General features: G+C 63.8%; 13 protein-coding genes. 8 read left to right on the forward strand and 5 right to left on the reverse strand.

The annotated features are described in order from the left end of the window. Window positions 1-127: 127 nt before the first annotated feature. Together ACN0X9_RS13015 and ACN0X9_RS13020 are read right to left on the reverse strand one after the other, a co-directional pair. On the reverse strand, window positions 128-1,042 hold the full coding sequence (locus ACN0X9_RS13015; protein WP_417487995.1) for an OmpA family protein: 915 nt from the start codon (window positions 1,040-1,042) through the stop codon (window positions 128-130). Between the two features lie 2 nt (window positions 1,043-1,044). After that, the gene (locus tag ACN0X9_RS13020; protein ID WP_417487996.1) at window positions 1,045-2,193 is read right to left on the reverse strand and encodes a hypothetical protein; all 1,149 of its coding nucleotides are present in this window, start codon (window positions 2,191-2,193) and stop codon (window positions 1,045-1,047) included. Window positions 2,194-2,292: 99 nt separating this feature from the next. Between ACN0X9_RS13020 and ACN0X9_RS13025 the strand changes: the two genes are divergently transcribed. Together ACN0X9_RS13025 and ACN0X9_RS13030 are read left to right on the forward strand one after the other, a co-directional pair. After that, window positions 2,293-2,901: a TetR/AcrR family transcriptional regulator gene (locus tag ACN0X9_RS13025; protein ID WP_417487997.1), complete on the forward strand. Its 609-nt coding sequence runs from the start codon at window positions 2,293-2,295 to the stop codon at window positions 2,899-2,901. Continuing rightward, on the forward strand, window positions 2,898-3,620 hold the full coding sequence (locus tag ACN0X9_RS13030; RefSeq protein ID WP_417487998.1) for a M48 family metallopeptidase: 723 nt from the start codon (window positions 2,898-2,900) through the stop codon (window positions 3,618-3,620). Before ACN0X9_RS13025 ends, ACN0X9_RS13030 begins: the two co-directional genes overlap by 4 nt. Before the next feature lie 11 nt (window positions 3,621-3,631). Here the strand turns inward: ACN0X9_RS13030 and ACN0X9_RS13035 are convergent, their stop codons facing one another. Continuing rightward, a complete protein-coding gene (locus ACN0X9_RS13035; RefSeq protein ID WP_417487999.1) occupies window positions 3,632-5,902 on the reverse strand; it encodes a DPP IV N-terminal domain-containing protein in 2,271 nt (756 codons plus the stop codon). A 982-nt stretch (window positions 5,903-6,884) separates the two neighbouring features. Here ACN0X9_RS13035 and ettA point away from each other — a divergent pair. Continuing rightward, the gene (gene ettA, locus ACN0X9_RS13040; protein ID WP_417488000.1) at window positions 6,885-8,552 is read left to right on the forward strand and encodes an energy-dependent translational throttle protein EttA; all 1,668 of its coding nucleotides are present in this window, start codon (window positions 6,885-6,887) and stop codon (window positions 8,550-8,552) included. Window positions 8,553-8,615: 63 nt separating this feature from the next. On the opposite strand, the gene ACN0X9_RS13045 is transcribed toward ettA, so the two are convergent. Further along, window positions 8,616-9,932, reverse strand: coding sequence for a S41 family peptidase (locus ACN0X9_RS13045; RefSeq protein ID WP_417488001.1), 1,317 nt, complete (start codon window positions 9,930-9,932; stop codon window positions 8,616-8,618). A gap of 71 nt (window positions 9,933-10,003) precedes the next feature. On the opposite strand from ACN0X9_RS13045, the gene ACN0X9_RS13050 reads away from it, so the two are divergent. Continuing rightward, window positions 10,004-10,540 (forward strand): MarR family winged helix-turn-helix transcriptional regulator, encoded by a 537-nt coding sequence (locus ACN0X9_RS13050; RefSeq protein WP_417488002.1) that lies wholly within the window; start codon window positions 10,004-10,006, stop codon window positions 10,538-10,540. Window positions 10,541-10,606: 66 nt separating this feature from the next. Here the strand turns inward: ACN0X9_RS13050 and ACN0X9_RS13055 are convergent, their stop codons facing one another. Further along, the gene (locus tag ACN0X9_RS13055) at window positions 10,607-11,875 is read right to left on the reverse strand and encodes a D-amino acid dehydrogenase (RefSeq protein WP_417488003.1); all 1,269 of its coding nucleotides are present in this window, start codon (window positions 11,873-11,875) and stop codon (window positions 10,607-10,609) included. A 98-nt stretch (window positions 11,876-11,973) separates the two neighbouring features. Between ACN0X9_RS13055 and ACN0X9_RS13060 the strand changes: the two genes are divergently transcribed. The 4 genes from ACN0X9_RS13060 to rimK all read left to right on the forward strand — a co-directional run bounded on the left by ACN0X9_RS13060 (window position 11,974) and on the right by rimK (window position 15,190). Further along, a complete protein-coding gene (locus ACN0X9_RS13060) occupies window positions 11,974-12,927 on the forward strand; it encodes an ArsR/SmtB family transcription factor (RefSeq protein ID WP_417488004.1) in 954 nt (317 codons plus the stop codon). 66 nt (window positions 12,928-12,993) lie between these two features. Beyond that, a complete protein-coding gene (locus ACN0X9_RS13065) occupies window positions 12,994-13,638 on the forward strand; it encodes a hypothetical protein (RefSeq protein WP_417488005.1) in 645 nt (214 codons plus the stop codon). Between the two features lie 107 nt (window positions 13,639-13,745). Next, window positions 13,746-14,219 (forward strand): ATP-dependent zinc protease, encoded by a 474-nt coding sequence (locus tag ACN0X9_RS13070; protein WP_417488006.1) that lies wholly within the window; start codon window positions 13,746-13,748, stop codon window positions 14,217-14,219. Between the two features lie 65 nt (window positions 14,220-14,284). Continuing rightward, a complete protein-coding gene (gene rimK / locus ACN0X9_RS13075) occupies window positions 14,285-15,190 on the forward strand; it encodes a 30S ribosomal protein S6--L-glutamate ligase (RefSeq protein ID WP_417488007.1) in 906 nt (301 codons plus the stop codon). Window positions 15,191-15,288 lie beyond the last annotated feature (98 nt).

Consider the following 15,288-nt stretch of genomic DNA (forward strand, 5'->3'; position numbering starts at 1 on the left):
TTCTGGCTTGAAAAAAAAGTACGGGTGGTCGCGCCGTCTTGGGTTTGGGCATGACGCGACCACCCTGTCCCGCCCGTTTGGGGTCCGCGCTGATGGGCGGCGTGCGGGATGTTGTGTTGTGGCGCCGCTAGCGGGCCACTATTTCGACGCGCCGGTTGAGTGCCCGGCCATCGTCTGAAGCATTGCTGGCTTCCGGGGCAAGAGGGCCGACGCCGGCCGCTTCCAGCCTGGCTCCGGCGATCCCGTAATCCTCGACCAGGGCCGCGATCACGGCGGCGGCGCGGCGTTCCGAGAGCGACATGTTGTAGGTCAGCGATCCGGACATGTCGGTGTGGCCAACCACGTAGAGCGACAGACCCGACCGCTCGGTCAGGAGGTCGCGCAGGGCGGTCAGCGCCGTTGCCGACTCAGGCAGCAGGACGTCGCTGTCATGAGCGAATAGCAGACCATCGACACGGACGTGACCATCGGCGTCCAGCCCGGCGGCGAGGGCTTCGGCGGAGATGGTGACCATGCCGCGGTCCATCTCGTCGGTCTCGACAATGACGATCGAGGTGGTGTGACGGCCGACACCGATGGCGACATAGGCGAGGTGACCGTCAAAGCTCAGCGTACCGGCGGTATAGTGTGAGTTGGGGCCGTTGATCGCCCGCATTCCATTGGCCTGGTAAAAGGCGTTGCGCGTCGAACCGGTGGTGCACGATCCGTCGCGGGCGCAGGACCAGATCGGCTGGTAGCCGGCGGCGTCCAGGGCTTCGCGATAATTGGTGAAGATCTCCAGCTCCGAGCGATCGTCGGGATTGTCATAGTCCAGCTTGGTGACCCGCCCCTGCACCGGCATTGTGATGGCGGCGCGGGCGTCGAAATCAAAGCCGGTGATCAGGGCGTATTCGTCGAACCGCCAGAACTCACCGTCTCCGGTCGAGCCTTCATAGGGAGTGACCAGCGGGTGTCCCTCGACGCGCTCCTGGGCCAGAACGGCGGTCGCGGTGCCGACGAGGATGAGGGCGAGGGTCAGGCAGGCGGCGATGGCGCGGATCATGGTCATCCTCCTTGGCATTGGGACATGGCGGCGAAACTGTTGGACGGGGCGTGGTAGCAATGGACGATGCGGTTATCGCCCTCCGCCGTTTCGCGGATACGGTTGGTGGCGTCGAGCGTGACCGCGATCAGCACATACTCGTAGTCCTGACCCCATTCACCCTCCAGATCGTCACCGGCGCCGAGCAGGTTGGCATTGATGTCGATCGGTTCGACGACATTGGCTGCAAGGTCGGGGACACGGACGACATAGGGTGTGGACCAGCCGTCCCCGCCGCGCTGGCCGGGGCCTTCATTGAGGCTCAGATGTACTTCGACCGGGCAGCGGTGCAGGGCATGGAAGTCGCGGCTGCCGGCATTCTCCACCCGGATATGATTGGTCAGCCGGTTCAGCGTCATCGCGCCGGCACCATTGGCCCGGGTCTCGACCCGCAGGGCCATGTCGGGTGATAACGGGCCGGGAGCGGCCGGCATCTGGCCAAAGCGGAACTCGATATCGAGATCGATGGGCAGGCGGTACACATGGCAGGGGTCGTCCTGGATGGTGGCGACCGGCAGGCCGGGGTGTTCATCATCGCCGTGTTCCTGGTCGCCATTGGCCCCGTCATCATTCGGCTGTTCAGCGTCGTCGTTGTCGCCGGCACTGGTCCAGGTCACCGGCGGCTCGCCGATATTCTCGATGAAGATCACGCCGCCGCCGCGGAATTCCCCGTCCAGAACCAGATTGCCGATGGTGACGGTGTGAACCGGAGCCGGGTTGAACAGGCCGATATGGTCGGCGTGCCCGGACGTGGACTGTTGGTGCACGGTTCGCCAGTTCATGCCTGTGTGGAAGCTGCGGACCTGGACGCGAAACTCGCGTGCCGTCTGGCAGTCAGGGTCCGCAAATGCGATGGCCGAGGTGATCTCGACAAACCCGTTGGCGTCGGAGGCGGTCTCCGGCCAGTTGATGCTGTTCCACAGACCGCCGGGTGTGCGGGCCTGGACCCGGGTAGCCAGCGCTCCCAAAGGCCAGGAGCGGGCGGCGAAATTTCCAACGGCGGGCTGGTGCCCGACCAGGCGCGTGGAGACCTGCCAGCGGCAATTGGCGTCAGCCGGCGCAGCCATTGCCAGCGCAGTCATCAAGCTTGCCACAAGTACCAGAATCCGCATCGCGTCCTCCCGTCCGTTCTCGGGGACAGAATACATTTGCTGAATGTTTATTCAATGAATATATTTTCAGCCAACGTGATTTGCGTGTGGAGTAGTGATTTGGCGAAAGGACGGCGCGAACAAAAGGACGAGACCCGGGCCAAGCTGGTCCGGGCCGGCAGCGTCGTGTTCGCCGCCAAGGGCATTGAAGGTGCCCGCATCGGCGACATTGCCCGCGAGGCGGGTGTCGCCATGGGCACGCTTTACACCCACTTCCCCGACAAGGAGGCGCTGTTCATCGAGGTGATGCGGGCCGGCAAGGATTTGGTACTGGCCGGACTGGCCATCGCCCAGCAGACGCCCGGCTCGCGCGAGGTCAAGGATCGCGCCGCGATGGAGGGCGTGGTCGCGTTTGCTGGCGAGTTTGGCGCGCTGTTCCGCCTGCTGTTGAGCCGCGGCGCCGGCTCCGACCCGATGCAGCGCGAAGTGGTCGATGCGATCGCCGGAATCCGTGTCACCGAATTGCAGGCGGGACAGCGTGATGGCTGGGCCCGTTCGGATCTGGATCCTGAGGCCACCGCCCGCTGCGAGGTCGGTGCCGTCTTCCATCTGCTGGATTGGTGGCTGGATGATCGAACGCGTCTGAGCGATGCTGAGGTCGTGGAGCAACTCTGCCTGATCCGCCGATTTGGCGTTGAAGGGCTGATACCGGGTGCCGCGATTTCATGACGGATCATACAATCGAGCTGGACGGGCGTGTCGTCGATTTCACGCTTCGCCGGTCGGCCCGGCGCACGATCGGTTTCACCATCTCCCGCGACGGGCTGACCGTGGCAGCGCCGAAACGGGCGAGCGAGCGCGAGATCCGGCGCGGGCTGGAGAGCAAGGCCGGCTGGATTCTCGCCAAGCTGGACGCCTGGGCCAAACGTCCGGCGCCGCGTGAATTGGCCTTTGAGACCGGCGAGGCTCTGCCCTGGCTTGGCAATGAGCTTTGCCTGGAATTGCGCGGTGAAGGCGTGAGAACAACCGTGCGCCGTGATAGCGGGACCCTGATCGTCCGGCACGACCCGGACCTTGCCGGTGAGCTGCGCCAACGCACGCTGGGCCAGGCCCTGCAGCGCTTTTACAAGCGCGAGGGCGAGGCGCTGATGACGCCCCGCGTTGAGCATTATGCCGCCAGGCTCGACCGCCCGGTCCGCAAGGTCATTGTCCGTGACCAGAAACGCCGCTGGGGCTCGTGCGCCCCGGACGGGACGATCCGGCTCAACTGGCGCCTGATGGGCTTTCCCGAAGACCTGATCGACTATGTCTGCGCCCACGAAGCCGCCCATCTGGTCGAGGCCAACCACTCACCCGCCTATTGGCGCGTGGTGGAAAGTCTCATGCCGGACTGGAAACCGCGCCGCCAGCGCATGCGCGACGAAGCCGATCGCTGGGTGGTGTTTTAAGGGACTGATCCTCAATCGACGCCCTTCAGCTTCCGGTCAAAATAATCCACGATCATCGTCCACAGATGCACCGAGCGGTCCTCCCCGCGTACGCCGTGGCGCTGGCCGGGATAGGTCATCATCTCGAAATCGGCGCGTTGTTGCTGGAGTTCCGAATAGAGCCGGACCGAATTGGCGAAGATGACATTGTCGTCGGCCATGCCGTGGATCAGCAGGAGCGGGGTCTCGTAACTATCCAGATTGGCGAAGACGGAGGATTGCTCATAGCCGTCGAAATTGGCGTCCGGGTGACCCATGTAGCGCTCGGTATAGGCGGTGTCATAAAGCGTCCAGTCGGTGACCGGTGCGCCGGCCACGCCCGCTGCCCAGGCGCTCGGCGCCTGCAAGGTCGCCATCAACGTCATGTAGCCGCCATAGGACCAGCCCCAGATGCCGACCCGGTCGGCGTCAACGAAGTCGAGGCTCTTGAGATAGTCCAGCCCGACCAACTGGTCTTCGACCTCGACCGAGCCCATGCGATGGCGCAACTGCCCCTCGAATTCACGTCCGCGATTCCATGAGCCGCGGTTGTCGATGGTGAAATAGACATAGCCGCGCTGGGCGAACATCTGCGCCCGCATCGATTGCCAGCCGCGGTGGACCTGCTGGCTGTGCGGGCCGCCATAAAGATACTGGATCGCCGGGTATTGCCGGTTCGGATCAAAGTCGGCCGGCAGGAAGATCTGGTAGTGCAGCTCGGTCCCGTCTGCGGCCGTCAGCGTGCCGTACTCCGGCGTGATGTGATCGTCGAGATATGGAAAATAGGGATGTCCCTCGATCAGGGCGTTTTCCTCGATCCAGCGGATGCGGCTCCCATCGACCGCATAGAGGGCGGTCTGCGGCGGGGTTTGCGGGTCGGAAAAGGTGCCGATGAAACGTGTCGCATCACGTCCGAAGCGGGCCGACCAGCGACCATCACCCGACGTGATCCGCGTCGGAGCGGCCGAGCCGTCCAGGGGTACCGAATAGATGTGCCGTTCCAGCGGCGTCTCGATCCAGCCGGTGAAATAGACCAGGCCGGCCTCTCGATCGACGGCATCGATATGGTCGACCACCCATTCGCCGTACGTGACCTGCGTGATCAGGCTGCCATCGCTGGCGCGGTGCTGGATGTGACGGAAACCACCCGGCGTGTCCTCGCTGGTCCACAGGACCGAGCCATCAGACAGGGCGCGGAAATCATTGGTCAGGTTGATCCAGATATCGGTGTTTTCAACCAGCCAGGGTGCGGCCTCGCCGGTCGCCGCATCTGCGGCCAGGATGGTGAGCTGGTCCTGCATCCGGTTGAGCACCTGGACATAGGCCGTGGCGCTGTCGGAGGCCCAATTGACGCGGGCGAGGTAGATGTCGTCCGTTTCCGCCAGCTCGACCTGGCGGCGGGTTCCCGTCGCACGCTCGGCGATGAAGAGTTCGACCGTGGCATTGTCAGTGCCGGCACGCGGATAGCGCTGATCGACCACCCGGGCGGAGCCGTCGGCGGCGATTTCCATGCGCTGGATATTGTCGACCGGGCTTTCATCGACGCGGGCGAGGGCGATGTATTGCTCGTCCGGTGACCACCAGTAACCGGTGCGGCGTCCAAGCTCTTCCTGGGCGACAAACTCCGCCATGCCGAAGGAGACCAGGTCGCTGCCTTCCGTGGTGATGGCGGTCTCTTCGCCGCTTTCCAGATCGATGACGTAGAGGTTCTGCTCGCGGATGAAGGACACGAAATTGCCGCGCGGGGAGATGCGGGCATCGGTCTCGTATTCCGGCGTTTCCATCAGGCGGCGCGCTTCACCGGTCTCGACATCGACATGGAAAACATCACCGTCGAGCGGCACGAGGATCGCTTCTCCCTGACTGTCCCAGTCATAGCGCACGATGCCGGTCGAGGAGATACGAGCCCGCTCGCGCAGCTGGCGTTCCGCTTCGGTGAGCGCGCGTTCGTCCGGGGCGAGGACCTGGCTGTCGACCAGCAAGTACGGTTCGCCGCCATCGATATTCATCGCCCACAGATCGAGTACGCTGGCATCATCTTCCTTGGCCCGCAGGAAGGTTACACGCGATCCGTCCGGCGAGAAGGTCAGCGAGCGCGGTGTGGCGCCGGTCAGGGAGGGGCTGGCATAAAGGCGCTCGATCGTGAGAGCCGGCTCGGCCGTTTCGATCGCTTCGACTGGGGCTTCGACCGGGGCTTCACTGGCGGGCTGGCAGGCGGCGAGGGCGGCTGTGACCGCCAGAAAGCTGGCAAGGCGAACAGACATGAAAACTCCCTGGATGGTGTGGGCTTCATTTTAAAAGCGGCTGCTTTCGCGGGCCAGAGCTGAGTCAGCAACCGCCCCGCCCGGATTGAAAGGCGCGTGAGCGCCAGATCGGAAAACCCCAAATACGGGCAGGGCGGCGAGCTGACATGGCTTCACCTCATACCTGTTGACGAGACGGGTGACGCGCCCATTCGCGCCATGGCGCGAACGCCTGGCGTTTTGGGCAGTAGAGGGGTGCGAGGTGCCTTGCCGGTGCCTTGCTATGTGAGTTGTATGAGTGGCGCCGGGGGCACCTCGCACAAGGAGATTTACTCGAGACCGTTACCGGCCCCGTCTCGAAATCGATGGGAGAAAGCAGTCGAGCTTTGTGCTGCCGTCCCATCGATGGCCACGCCGGGTCGGGTGGTGGTCAACTCCACCCAACCGGACGAGCTCCGTCCTCCCCACGCCCCCGGATAACCAATCCGGGCCTCAGGTGACGCGGGAACGGGGTGATTATGCGGTGGGGTCAAAGGGGTGGGGATAAGTTTTCGGGATTTTCCGCCCCACACACCGTCATCCCGGCGCAGGCCGGGACCCAGACTGCGACGCAAGCTATTGCCATGCTTGGCGAAAGCCGACTTGCGAGACTGGGTCCTGACTTGCGTCAGGATGACGGTTTTTGAAGCGCAGGGCGGGGATAAATTATCAAATTCACCGTCATCCCACGGTCGCGGCAAAGCCGCGATCCGGGGGACCCAAGCAAAATTGTCGACGGAGAAGCGCAGGTCCGCCGGATGCCCGCTGCGCGGTCACCGTGGGATGACGGTGGTTCGAGTGGAGGAAGCGCGCCCGACGCGCTCAGGCGTCAACGGCAGGCTTGGGGGCTGTGCCCGGTCGCCTGGCGACAATCCCCCACACCTTTCCTGCATTGCCCTTGCAGCCTCACTCCGCTACACGGTGCGGCTCAAGATTCCCTGCCAGACAAGAGAGCCTCTCCCCCATGGCCGCTTACAAATTCGTCTATCACATGGACAAGCTGTCGAAGACCTATCCGGGCGCTGCCAAGCCCGTCTTTGACGGCATTTCCCTGCACTTCCTGCCCGATGCCAAAATCGGTGTTGTCGGCGTCAATGGTGCCGGTAAATCCACCCTGCTGAAGATCATGGCCGGCATGGACACCGAGTTCTCCGGTGAGGCCTGGGCCGAAAAGGGTGTGAAGGTCGGCTATCTCGCCCAGGAACCGCAGCTCGACGAGAACAAGACGGTCTGGGAAAACGTGATCGAGGGTTCGGCGCCGAAACAGTTGCTGGAAGAATTCAACGCCATCTCGATGAAGCTCGCGGAAGACTATACCGACGAGCTGATGGAAGAGATGACGGCGCTTCAGGAGCGCATCGACAACGAGAATGCCTGGGACATCGATAGCAAGATCGAGATGGCGATGACAGCCCTGCGCTGCCCGCCCGCCGACTGGCCGGTCACCGACCTTTCAGGTGGTGAGCGTCGCCGCGTCGCCCTGTGCCGCCTCTTGCTGTCCGACCCGCACATGCTGCTGCTCGATGAGCCGACCAACCATCTCGACGCCGAGAGTGTGCAGTGGCTGCAGAACTATCTGGAAGACTTCAAGGGCGCCGTCCTGGTCGTCACCCACGACCGTTATTTCCTCGATAGCATCACCACCTGGACGCTCGAGCTCGATCGCGGCCGCGGCGTGCCCTATGAGGGCGGCTATTCGGCCTGGCTGGAGCAGAAATCCAAGCGCCTGGCCCAGGAAGACCGCGAAAAGAGCGCCAAGGATCGCGCCCTGATGCGCGAACTGGAATGGATCCGCTCCTCGCCGAAAGCCCGTCAGGCCAAATCCAAGGCCCGTATCAAATCCTATGAGGATCTGCGTGACGCGGCTGAACGCGCCGAGATCACCACGGCCCAGATCACCATCCCGCCGGGGCCGCGCCTGGGCGGTGTCGTGGTCGAGGTCGAGAACCTCAAAAAGGGTTTCGAGGACAAGCTCCTGATCGACGGTCTGTCCTTCAAGCTGCCGCCGGGCGGTGTGGTCGGCGTGATCGGTCCGAACGGTGCCGGTAAATCCACCCTGTTCAAGATGATCACCGGCCAGGAAACCCCGGACGAGGGCACCATCCGTCTCGGTGAGACGGTCAAGCTGGGCTATGTCGACCAGTCGCGTGACACGCTCGACCCGAACAAGACGGTCTGGCAGGAAATCTCCGGCGGCAATGACATGATCGAGCTGGGCGGCAAGGAAATTCCGTCGCGCGCCTATGTCGGCACGTTCAACTTCAAGGGCGGCGACCAGCAAAAGAAGGTCGGTCTGCTGTCCGGCGGTGAGCGCAACCGCGTCCACCTCGCCAAGATGCTGCAGACCGGCGGCAACCTCTTGCTGCTCGATGAGCCGACCAACGATCTCGACGTGGAAACCCTGGCGGCGCTGGAACAGGCGCTGGAAGCCTATCCGGGCTGTGCCGTGGTCATCTCGCACGACCGTTTCTTCCTCGACCGTCTGGCCACCCACATCCTCGCCTTTGAAGGCGACAGCCATGTCGAATGGTTCGAGGGCAATTTCGAAGACTATATCGAGGACAAGAAGCGCCGGCTCGGTCCGGACGCCGACATGCCCAAGAAGATCAAGTTCCAGAAGTTCGGGCGCTAGGCTCGATCTCGGACTCTGCTGAATGGCAAAAGGGCCTGACGTGATCGTCAGGCCCTTTTTGTTTCAGTCCCGGGTCGACAAATGCGCAATCAGGGCGCTGATCTGGCCGTACCTCGCGCCGGTGAGGGGAATGTCCGGCCTGACCGGTGCACTCGACGCGTCGCCGGAGGCGCGGGTGAAGACATAGATCGGGGCTGCCGCTTGAAGACCGCTGTTGGGCAGGTTGAAGAGCTGGACCTGGCCGGTCGAGTTGGCGCGGCCCTCCGTGCCCGGCCCGGCGACCGGGGCGATGTCGAAATCCTGGACCGTGGCGGCCAGCACGATGGCTTGTGAATAGGTGCCCGGTCCGACCAGCAAGGCGGCGCGGTCGGTGAAGCGGTTTGGCAGGTCGGCGGGCGGTTCGACCCATTGGGCAAACGGGGTGGAGATGACCTGTCCGATCTGCGAGCCGGGAATGAGGGCCTGGTTCTCGGCTGTGATGCGGGCGGTGACGGCCGAGAGTGGCGTGTGGCGCTGGTCCGTGAGATAGGCGAGGAGGTGGTCGGACAGTTGGTGGGCACCGCCGCCATTCCGGCTGACGTCGATCACCAGGATCTGCGTGCCGCGTGCCGCAATCTCTGCGAACGCCTCGTCGATGAAGGCCTTGAAGGCGGTTTCATGCGTTGGCGCGAACGTGTTCAGGGTGAGGATGGCCGCGTCACTTTCATGGCGCAATGACCAGAGCTCCGGGGTCGCGTTGGCGTGGTCGCGCTCGGGATCAAGGTGGATCCGACCTGTCCGTCCGTCCGGGGCGACAATCTCGATCAGCCAATCACCGGCACCGCCGGTGATGGCCCAGAGATATTGCGAGAAGCGGGTTTCCACGATGTAGGTCTGAAGGCCGGGCGTGTCCCCGTGGGCGCGGGCCATCGCCTGGGCCAGGAGCGGGGCGACCGGCTGGTTGTTGATTGTCAGGATTTCAGTGCCCGCTGCGACCTGACTGCTTGCCGCGACGCCGTCGCTGACGAACAGGCGGGTGCCGGAAATCCGGACCGGGAGGGTGAACTCAGCCCCGCCATCAGCCAGCCAGGCCTCGTAGTCCGCGGTCGGCAGGCGCAACGCAACATGGCCATCGGCGAACAGCGGGTTGAGGACGGACAGGGCCAGCCAGGCCTCGCGGCGGCTGTAGCGACCGTTCAAGCCGTCGCCGACCTGGGCAAACCCGGCGCGCACGGCGTCGACATCCATCGAGAATTCCGGCTGCGGGTGGGTTGCGAACAGCCAGTCTTCCCACGCCTCGACATCGGCGCCGAGCGCCTCGGCGGACAGTTGCTGGGCGTTGGCGCAGGCCGTCAGGCCGAGCAGGGCGAGGGCGGCGATCCAGCTGTGGACTTTGGTCATGAACTCTCTCAGTGTATATATGTTACCAGTTACGTTACTGGTAACGGAAAAATCGATAAAGGGCAAATCCGATGGTGAAAACACCGCCGCCAGACCTCGACAGCGTGCTCCATGGGGAGATGGCGCCGGGCTTCATGGGGCTGCTTCTGGGGCAATTGGTCGACCGCTTGGTGGAGGCTGGCAATGGACCTGCCGACGCTGCTGGCATCCGGGCTCCGGTGCGGGCCTTCTCGATGCTGACCCTGCTGGCGGATGGTGATCAGAGCGTGACTGAGCTGGCGAAGCGGCTGGGTGTCACCCATGCGGCAGTGATCAAGACCGCGCGGGCGCTGGACAGGCTGGGCTTTCTCGGGCGCGGCGATGATCCGGCGGATGCGCGTCGCAAGCCCCTGGGCCTGACCGCGGACGGCCGGCGCGAGGCTGCACTCATCGCCACCTATATGGCGCGGGTCAGTGCGGTCTATCGGGACGTGTTCGAAGAGATCGGGGTCGATCTGTTCGCCGCCGCCTGCGCCTTTGAAGGTGCGTTACAGCGCGAAAGTTTCGCCGCCCGCTTTGACCGGGCAGGGACACAGGCGGGTGGGGACGCCGAGTTGGGACAGGCGTAACTGTCTCCTTTCCCTCGTTCCGGTTTTACCGTTCGCGCCGGGCGCCGCTCAGACCAGCTTACATATCTAGAAGCGCTTCGCCGAAAACGCCTCTGCCGGTACCGGCGTGGCTTCACCAGCCATCAGCGAGGCCAGCAGCCCGGCAGACCCCATCGCCTGGGTCCAGCCGAGATGGCCGTGGCCGGTATTGAGCCAGAGGCCGGGGGCGCGCGTTTCGCCGATGTAGGGACGGCCATCGGCAGACATCGGTCGGAAGCCGCACCAGGCCTTGTTGTCACCTTCCAGCAGAGCGTCGGCGAGAGCCGGGTAGAGGCGACCCAGCAACAGGCGCAGATTGTCGACGCGCTCGCCGCGCAGGGTCCGGTCCTCACCGGCGAACTCCGCGGTTCCGGCGATACGCAGCGTATCGCCCAGCGGCGAGACGATGGCGTGCAGCTGCTCGTCTACCACCGGCAGGCCGGGGCGCTGGTTCAGTTGCGACATGTCGAGACTGAGCGAGTAGCCTTTCACCGGACGCACCGGCAGGTGCAGGCCCAGCGGCTCCAGCAGTCGGCGCGAGGCATGGCCGGTCGCGAGGACGACGTGATCGGCCTCGATCTCCTCGGTATGCGTGCGCACGCCGGTGATGCGACCGGCCCGGTCGATCAGACTGTCGACCGGTGATTTGTATTCAAAGCGCACGCCAATACCGGTGGCAACCGAGGCCAGTGCCTTGGTGAACAGGTGCGCGTCACCGCTTTCATCGTCCGGATAAAAGATCGCTCCGGCGAGATCGCCGGCAACGTCCGCCAGCATCGGCTCATGCGCGACCATTTCTGCCCGGTCTAGCAACTGCCAGCGCAGTCCGGCATTGGTCAGGGCCTGACTGGTCTGACGGTCCGGCTCCAGCGACCGGGCATCGCGGCAGACTTTCATCGTGCCGCGCGCAAGATTGGCGAAGTCCAGCTCGTGAGCGTCACGCACCGCCTGAGTCTCGGCCAATGAGTAGCGCGACAGCGCGAAGTTCGCGAGTGAAGCGGCCTCATACCGCTTGCGTGTTGAATTGGCGAGAAATTTCAGACCCCACGGGACCAGGCCGGGAAGCGGCGCCAGGCGCAGCTTCATCGCCGAATGCGGGTCGGCCAGTGAGGCCAGCAACTGCCAGTGCACGCCGGGCGCGTTCCAGGGTTCCGGTTCGGACGGTGTCAGCGCCCCGGCATTGGCGAAGCTGGTTTCGCGGGCCGGGCCGTCATGGGCATCAAGAACCAGAACGTCGTGCCCGCGCTGGCGCAGCGCATGCGCCGCGGCAACTCCGGCCAGACCGGCACCCACGATGATGACATCCTGATGGCTCACGAAAAACTCCTTTACAGCCAGTCTGAACGGCTTGGTTTGAACTTCGCGGGGATGCAGATAAAAGCAAGGCACAAACTGCATCTCTCAACCGGGATTTCATGGACGCTCTCGTCACACAGCTCAAGGCGCTCGCCGAACCGACGCGCCTGCGGATCATCGCCCTCCTGTCGCGAGGCGAGCTGACGGTGTCGGAGCTTGTCTCGATCCTCGGTCAGAGCCAGCCGCGCGTGTCGCGTCACCTCAAACTCCTGACCGATGCCGGCCTGGCCGAGCGCCTGCCCGAGGGCGCTTATGTCTTCTATCGCCTGACCGACGCGGGCGGCGGTCGCAAGCTGGCCCAGATGGCCAATGAGCTCGTGCCTGAGGACGACGCCGTCCTGACCCGTGACGTGTCGCGGCTAGAAGCCATCAAGCAGGCCCGCGCCCAGGCAGCGCAGGCTTACTTTGAAAGTGTGGCCGAAGACTGGGACACGATCCGTTCGTTGCATCTGGCCGATCACAAGGTCGAGGCCGCCATGCGCGAGCTGGCAGGGGCGGGGCCCTTTGATCTGATGATCGATGTCGGCGTCGGTACCGGCCGCGTGCTGGAGCTGTTCTCCGATCGCGTCGAACGCGGCATCGGGGTCGATATCAACCACTCCATGCTCAATGTGGCGCGTCTGAACCTTCAGTCGGCCGGGCTCAAGCATTGTTCGGTGCGCCATGCCGATGTCGGTGCCTTGCCGTTCGACACGGCCGTCGCCGACCTGGTGACGGTGCACCAGGTGTTGCACTATCTGGAAGACCCGGCGCTGGCGGTCGACGAGTGCGCCCGCGTACTCAAGCCCGGCGGCAATCTGGTCATCGTCGACTTTGCCCCGCATCAGCTGGAAACCCTGCGTGAGGATCATTTTCACAGGCGCCTGGGGTTTGCCGATGAGGAAATGGCCGACCTGATCGGTCATGCCGGCCTGGAACTGGCCCACCAGACCTCGCTGCATCCGGATGATCCGAGCGGCCAGCTGACCATGAAAATCTGGATCGCCCGGCGCAAGCCCGCCACTCCCTCCTGACGCGAATGCGCTTTTCGCCACGGCGGTGACGGTGTAGCTTCTGCCTTGTCTTGCAGGGGGGCAGACATGAAAACCACGTTGAACATTATCAGTATCGCCGCGCTTGGCGCGCTTGCGGGTGGCCTGTATCTGGGCGCCGGCAATGATGTCGAAGTACCGCAACCCGTCGTCGACGATATCGTAGCGGTTACGCCGGACCCGGCGCCATTGGCCGACACGGTTCCCGCTGATCCGCTTGGGGCCGTCGATGATGACGAAGGCAGTGTCATCATCGACCCGATCGACAACAACATTGTCTACACTGTTGCCGGTACGCAATCGGGCTATCTGATCGCCAACTCCGAAATCCGCTTCGGTGATATCGTGCTGGAAAATATCGAGCTGTGGCCGGCCATGCCGGAGTGCGACGAGCCGGCCTATCTGCGCCTGGCCTTGGAGGACACGTCCGACCAGCTCGGCGAGAATGAATACGGACCGTATTTCCGGCTCTACGCCATGACCATCGACAGCGCGTCCATCACCGATGATGGCGTGGTGATCCGGGCTTCGGACCCGGATCTCGGCACGCTGGTGATTGAAGCCAGCTATGTCGCCGGTGCGCTGGCCGAGTGGCAGACCGGCGCCGACTATGTCGACACGCTTGTGACCGGCACAGCGACGCTGAATGGCGACAGCCAGCCAGCCAGCCTGGCATTCTGGATCGGCGACTGATCCGACGCATGACGCAGGATCGGCAGGCGGGACCGGCACGTCCCGCTTGCCTTTTCATCATGCCGGGTGCTTGCATGGGCTGAAGTCCTGTCAGGAATGCCAGCGCCATGGTTCAAAAGCGAAAATCGAAATCGTCCGGGCCGACCGGTGCGCCATCTATTGTCGTTGGCTGGCGTGAATGGGTGTGTTTGCCCGAGCTCGGGGGGGGGCGGGTAAAGGCCAAGATCGACACCGGCGCCAGGACGTCCGCCATTCATGCGTGGAAGATCCAGCCGTTCGAGAAGGATGGTGCCAGCTGGGTCCGTTTCGAGCTGCATCCCAACCAGGACGACAACAAGACGCGGATCGCCTGTGAAGCGCCGGTCCATGACAGTCGCCTCGTCAAGAGCTCGAACGGGCAGGAACAGCGTCGCTATGTCATCCACACCCCGCTGCGAATGGGCCCCTATGTGTGGCCAATCGAGTTGACGCTGACGCGCCGGGATGAAATGGGATTTCGCATGCTGGTCGGTCGCACCGCCTTGAAGCCCGGCGCGCTGGTCAATCCGTCAAAATCCTTTCTTTGCCCGACCACAGCTTAGGCTGCGGCGGGTTTCGTGATACCCGTTCCCGGCAACCGCTTCCCGCCACCCTGGAGAGTGTCCTGATGAAATTGCTCATGCTGGCCCGCAATCCGAACCTGTACTCGCACAAGAGACTCGTCGAAGCGGCCGAGGCGCGGGGACACGAGATCGACATTTACGATACGCTCAAGATGTACATGAACATCACCTCGCATCGCCCCGAAGTGCGCTATCAGGGCCGCGTTCTGAGTGGGTATGACGCGATCATCCCGCGGATCGGGGCCTCGATCACCGGCTATGGCATGGCCGTGGTGCGCCAGTTCGAGATGATGCGGGTATGGGCGCTCAACGAGTCGGTCGCCATCGGCCGCTCGCGCGACAAGCTGCGTTCGTTGCAACTCCTCTCCCGCGCCGGTCTCGGCCTGCCGGTGACGGCCTTTGCCCATGACACCTCCATGACCGATGACGTGCTCGACATTGCCGGCGGCGAACCGGTGGTGATCAAGCTTTTGGAAGGCACCCAGGGCGTTGGGGTGGTGCTGGCGGAAACCCGCCGGTCAGCCAAGTCCGTTATCGAGGCCTTCCGCGGCGCCAAGGTTGATATCCTGGTCCAGGAATTCATCAAGGAAGCCGGTGGCGCCGATATCCGCACCATCGTGGTCGGCGGCAAGGTCGTGGCGGCGATGAAGCGCCAGGGCGCCGAAGGTGATTTCCGTTCCAACCTGCATCGCGGCGGCTCGGCCTCGAAGATCAAGCTGACTCCGGAAGAGCGCTCGACCGCCGTGCGCGCCGCCAAGGTGATGGGGCTGAACGTGGCCGGTGTCGACATGCTGCGCGGCAATCATGGCCCGCTGATCATGGAAGTGAACTCCTCGCCGGGCCTGGAAGGCATTGAAGCCTCGACCGGCGTTGATGTCGCCGACAAGATCATGGATTTCATCGAGAAATCGGCCGAGGCCGGCAAGACCAGGACGCGCGGTACCGGATGACACGCGACCATTTCGAGATCGCTGGCGAGACCGTCGCGCCGGGCACGACCAAGATTGTCCAGATTCCGGTCTCGGTTCTCTCCGATCACACGCCGTTG

It is taken from the genome of Maricaulis sp. (genome assembly GCF_048268525.1).
Classification (GTDB): domain Bacteria; phylum Pseudomonadota; class Alphaproteobacteria; order Caulobacterales; family Maricaulaceae; genus Maricaulis.

Excerpts from the sequence above, each read along its gene's own strand:
- ACN0X9_RS13015 (WP_417487995.1), bottom strand. The coding sequence starts at position 1,042 with ATGATCCGCGCCATCGCCGCCTGCCTGACCCTCGCCCTCATCCTCGTC.
- ACN0X9_RS13020 (WP_417487996.1), bottom strand. The coding sequence starts at position 2,193 with ATGCGGATTCTGGTACTTGTGGCAAGCTTGATGACTGCGCTGGCAATG.
- ACN0X9_RS13030 (WP_417487998.1), top strand. The coding sequence starts at position 2,898 with ATGACGGATCATACAATCGAGCTGGACGGGCGTGTCGTCGATTTCACG.
- ACN0X9_RS13035 (WP_417487999.1), bottom strand. The coding sequence starts at position 5,902 with ATGTCTGTTCGCCTTGCCAGCTTTCTGGCGGTCACAGCCGCCCTCGCC.
- ettA (WP_417488000.1), top strand. The coding sequence starts at position 6,885 with ATGGCCGCTTACAAATTCGTCTATCACATGGACAAGCTGTCGAAGACC.
- ACN0X9_RS13045 (WP_417488001.1), bottom strand. The coding sequence starts at position 9,932 with ATGACCAAAGTCCACAGCTGGATCGCCGCCCTCGCCCTGCTCGGCCTG.
- ACN0X9_RS13050 (WP_417488002.1), top strand. The coding sequence starts at position 10,004 with ATGGTGAAAACACCGCCGCCAGACCTCGACAGCGTGCTCCATGGGGAG.
- ACN0X9_RS13060 (WP_417488004.1), top strand. The coding sequence starts at position 11,974 with ATGGACGCTCTCGTCACACAGCTCAAGGCGCTCGCCGAACCGACGCGC.
- ACN0X9_RS13065 (WP_417488005.1), top strand. The coding sequence starts at position 12,994 with ATGAAAACCACGTTGAACATTATCAGTATCGCCGCGCTTGGCGCGCTT.
- ACN0X9_RS13070 (WP_417488006.1), top strand. The coding sequence starts at position 13,746 with ATGGTTCAAAAGCGAAAATCGAAATCGTCCGGGCCGACCGGTGCGCCA.
- rimK (WP_417488007.1), top strand. The coding sequence starts at position 14,285 with ATGAAATTGCTCATGCTGGCCCGCAATCCGAACCTGTACTCGCACAAG.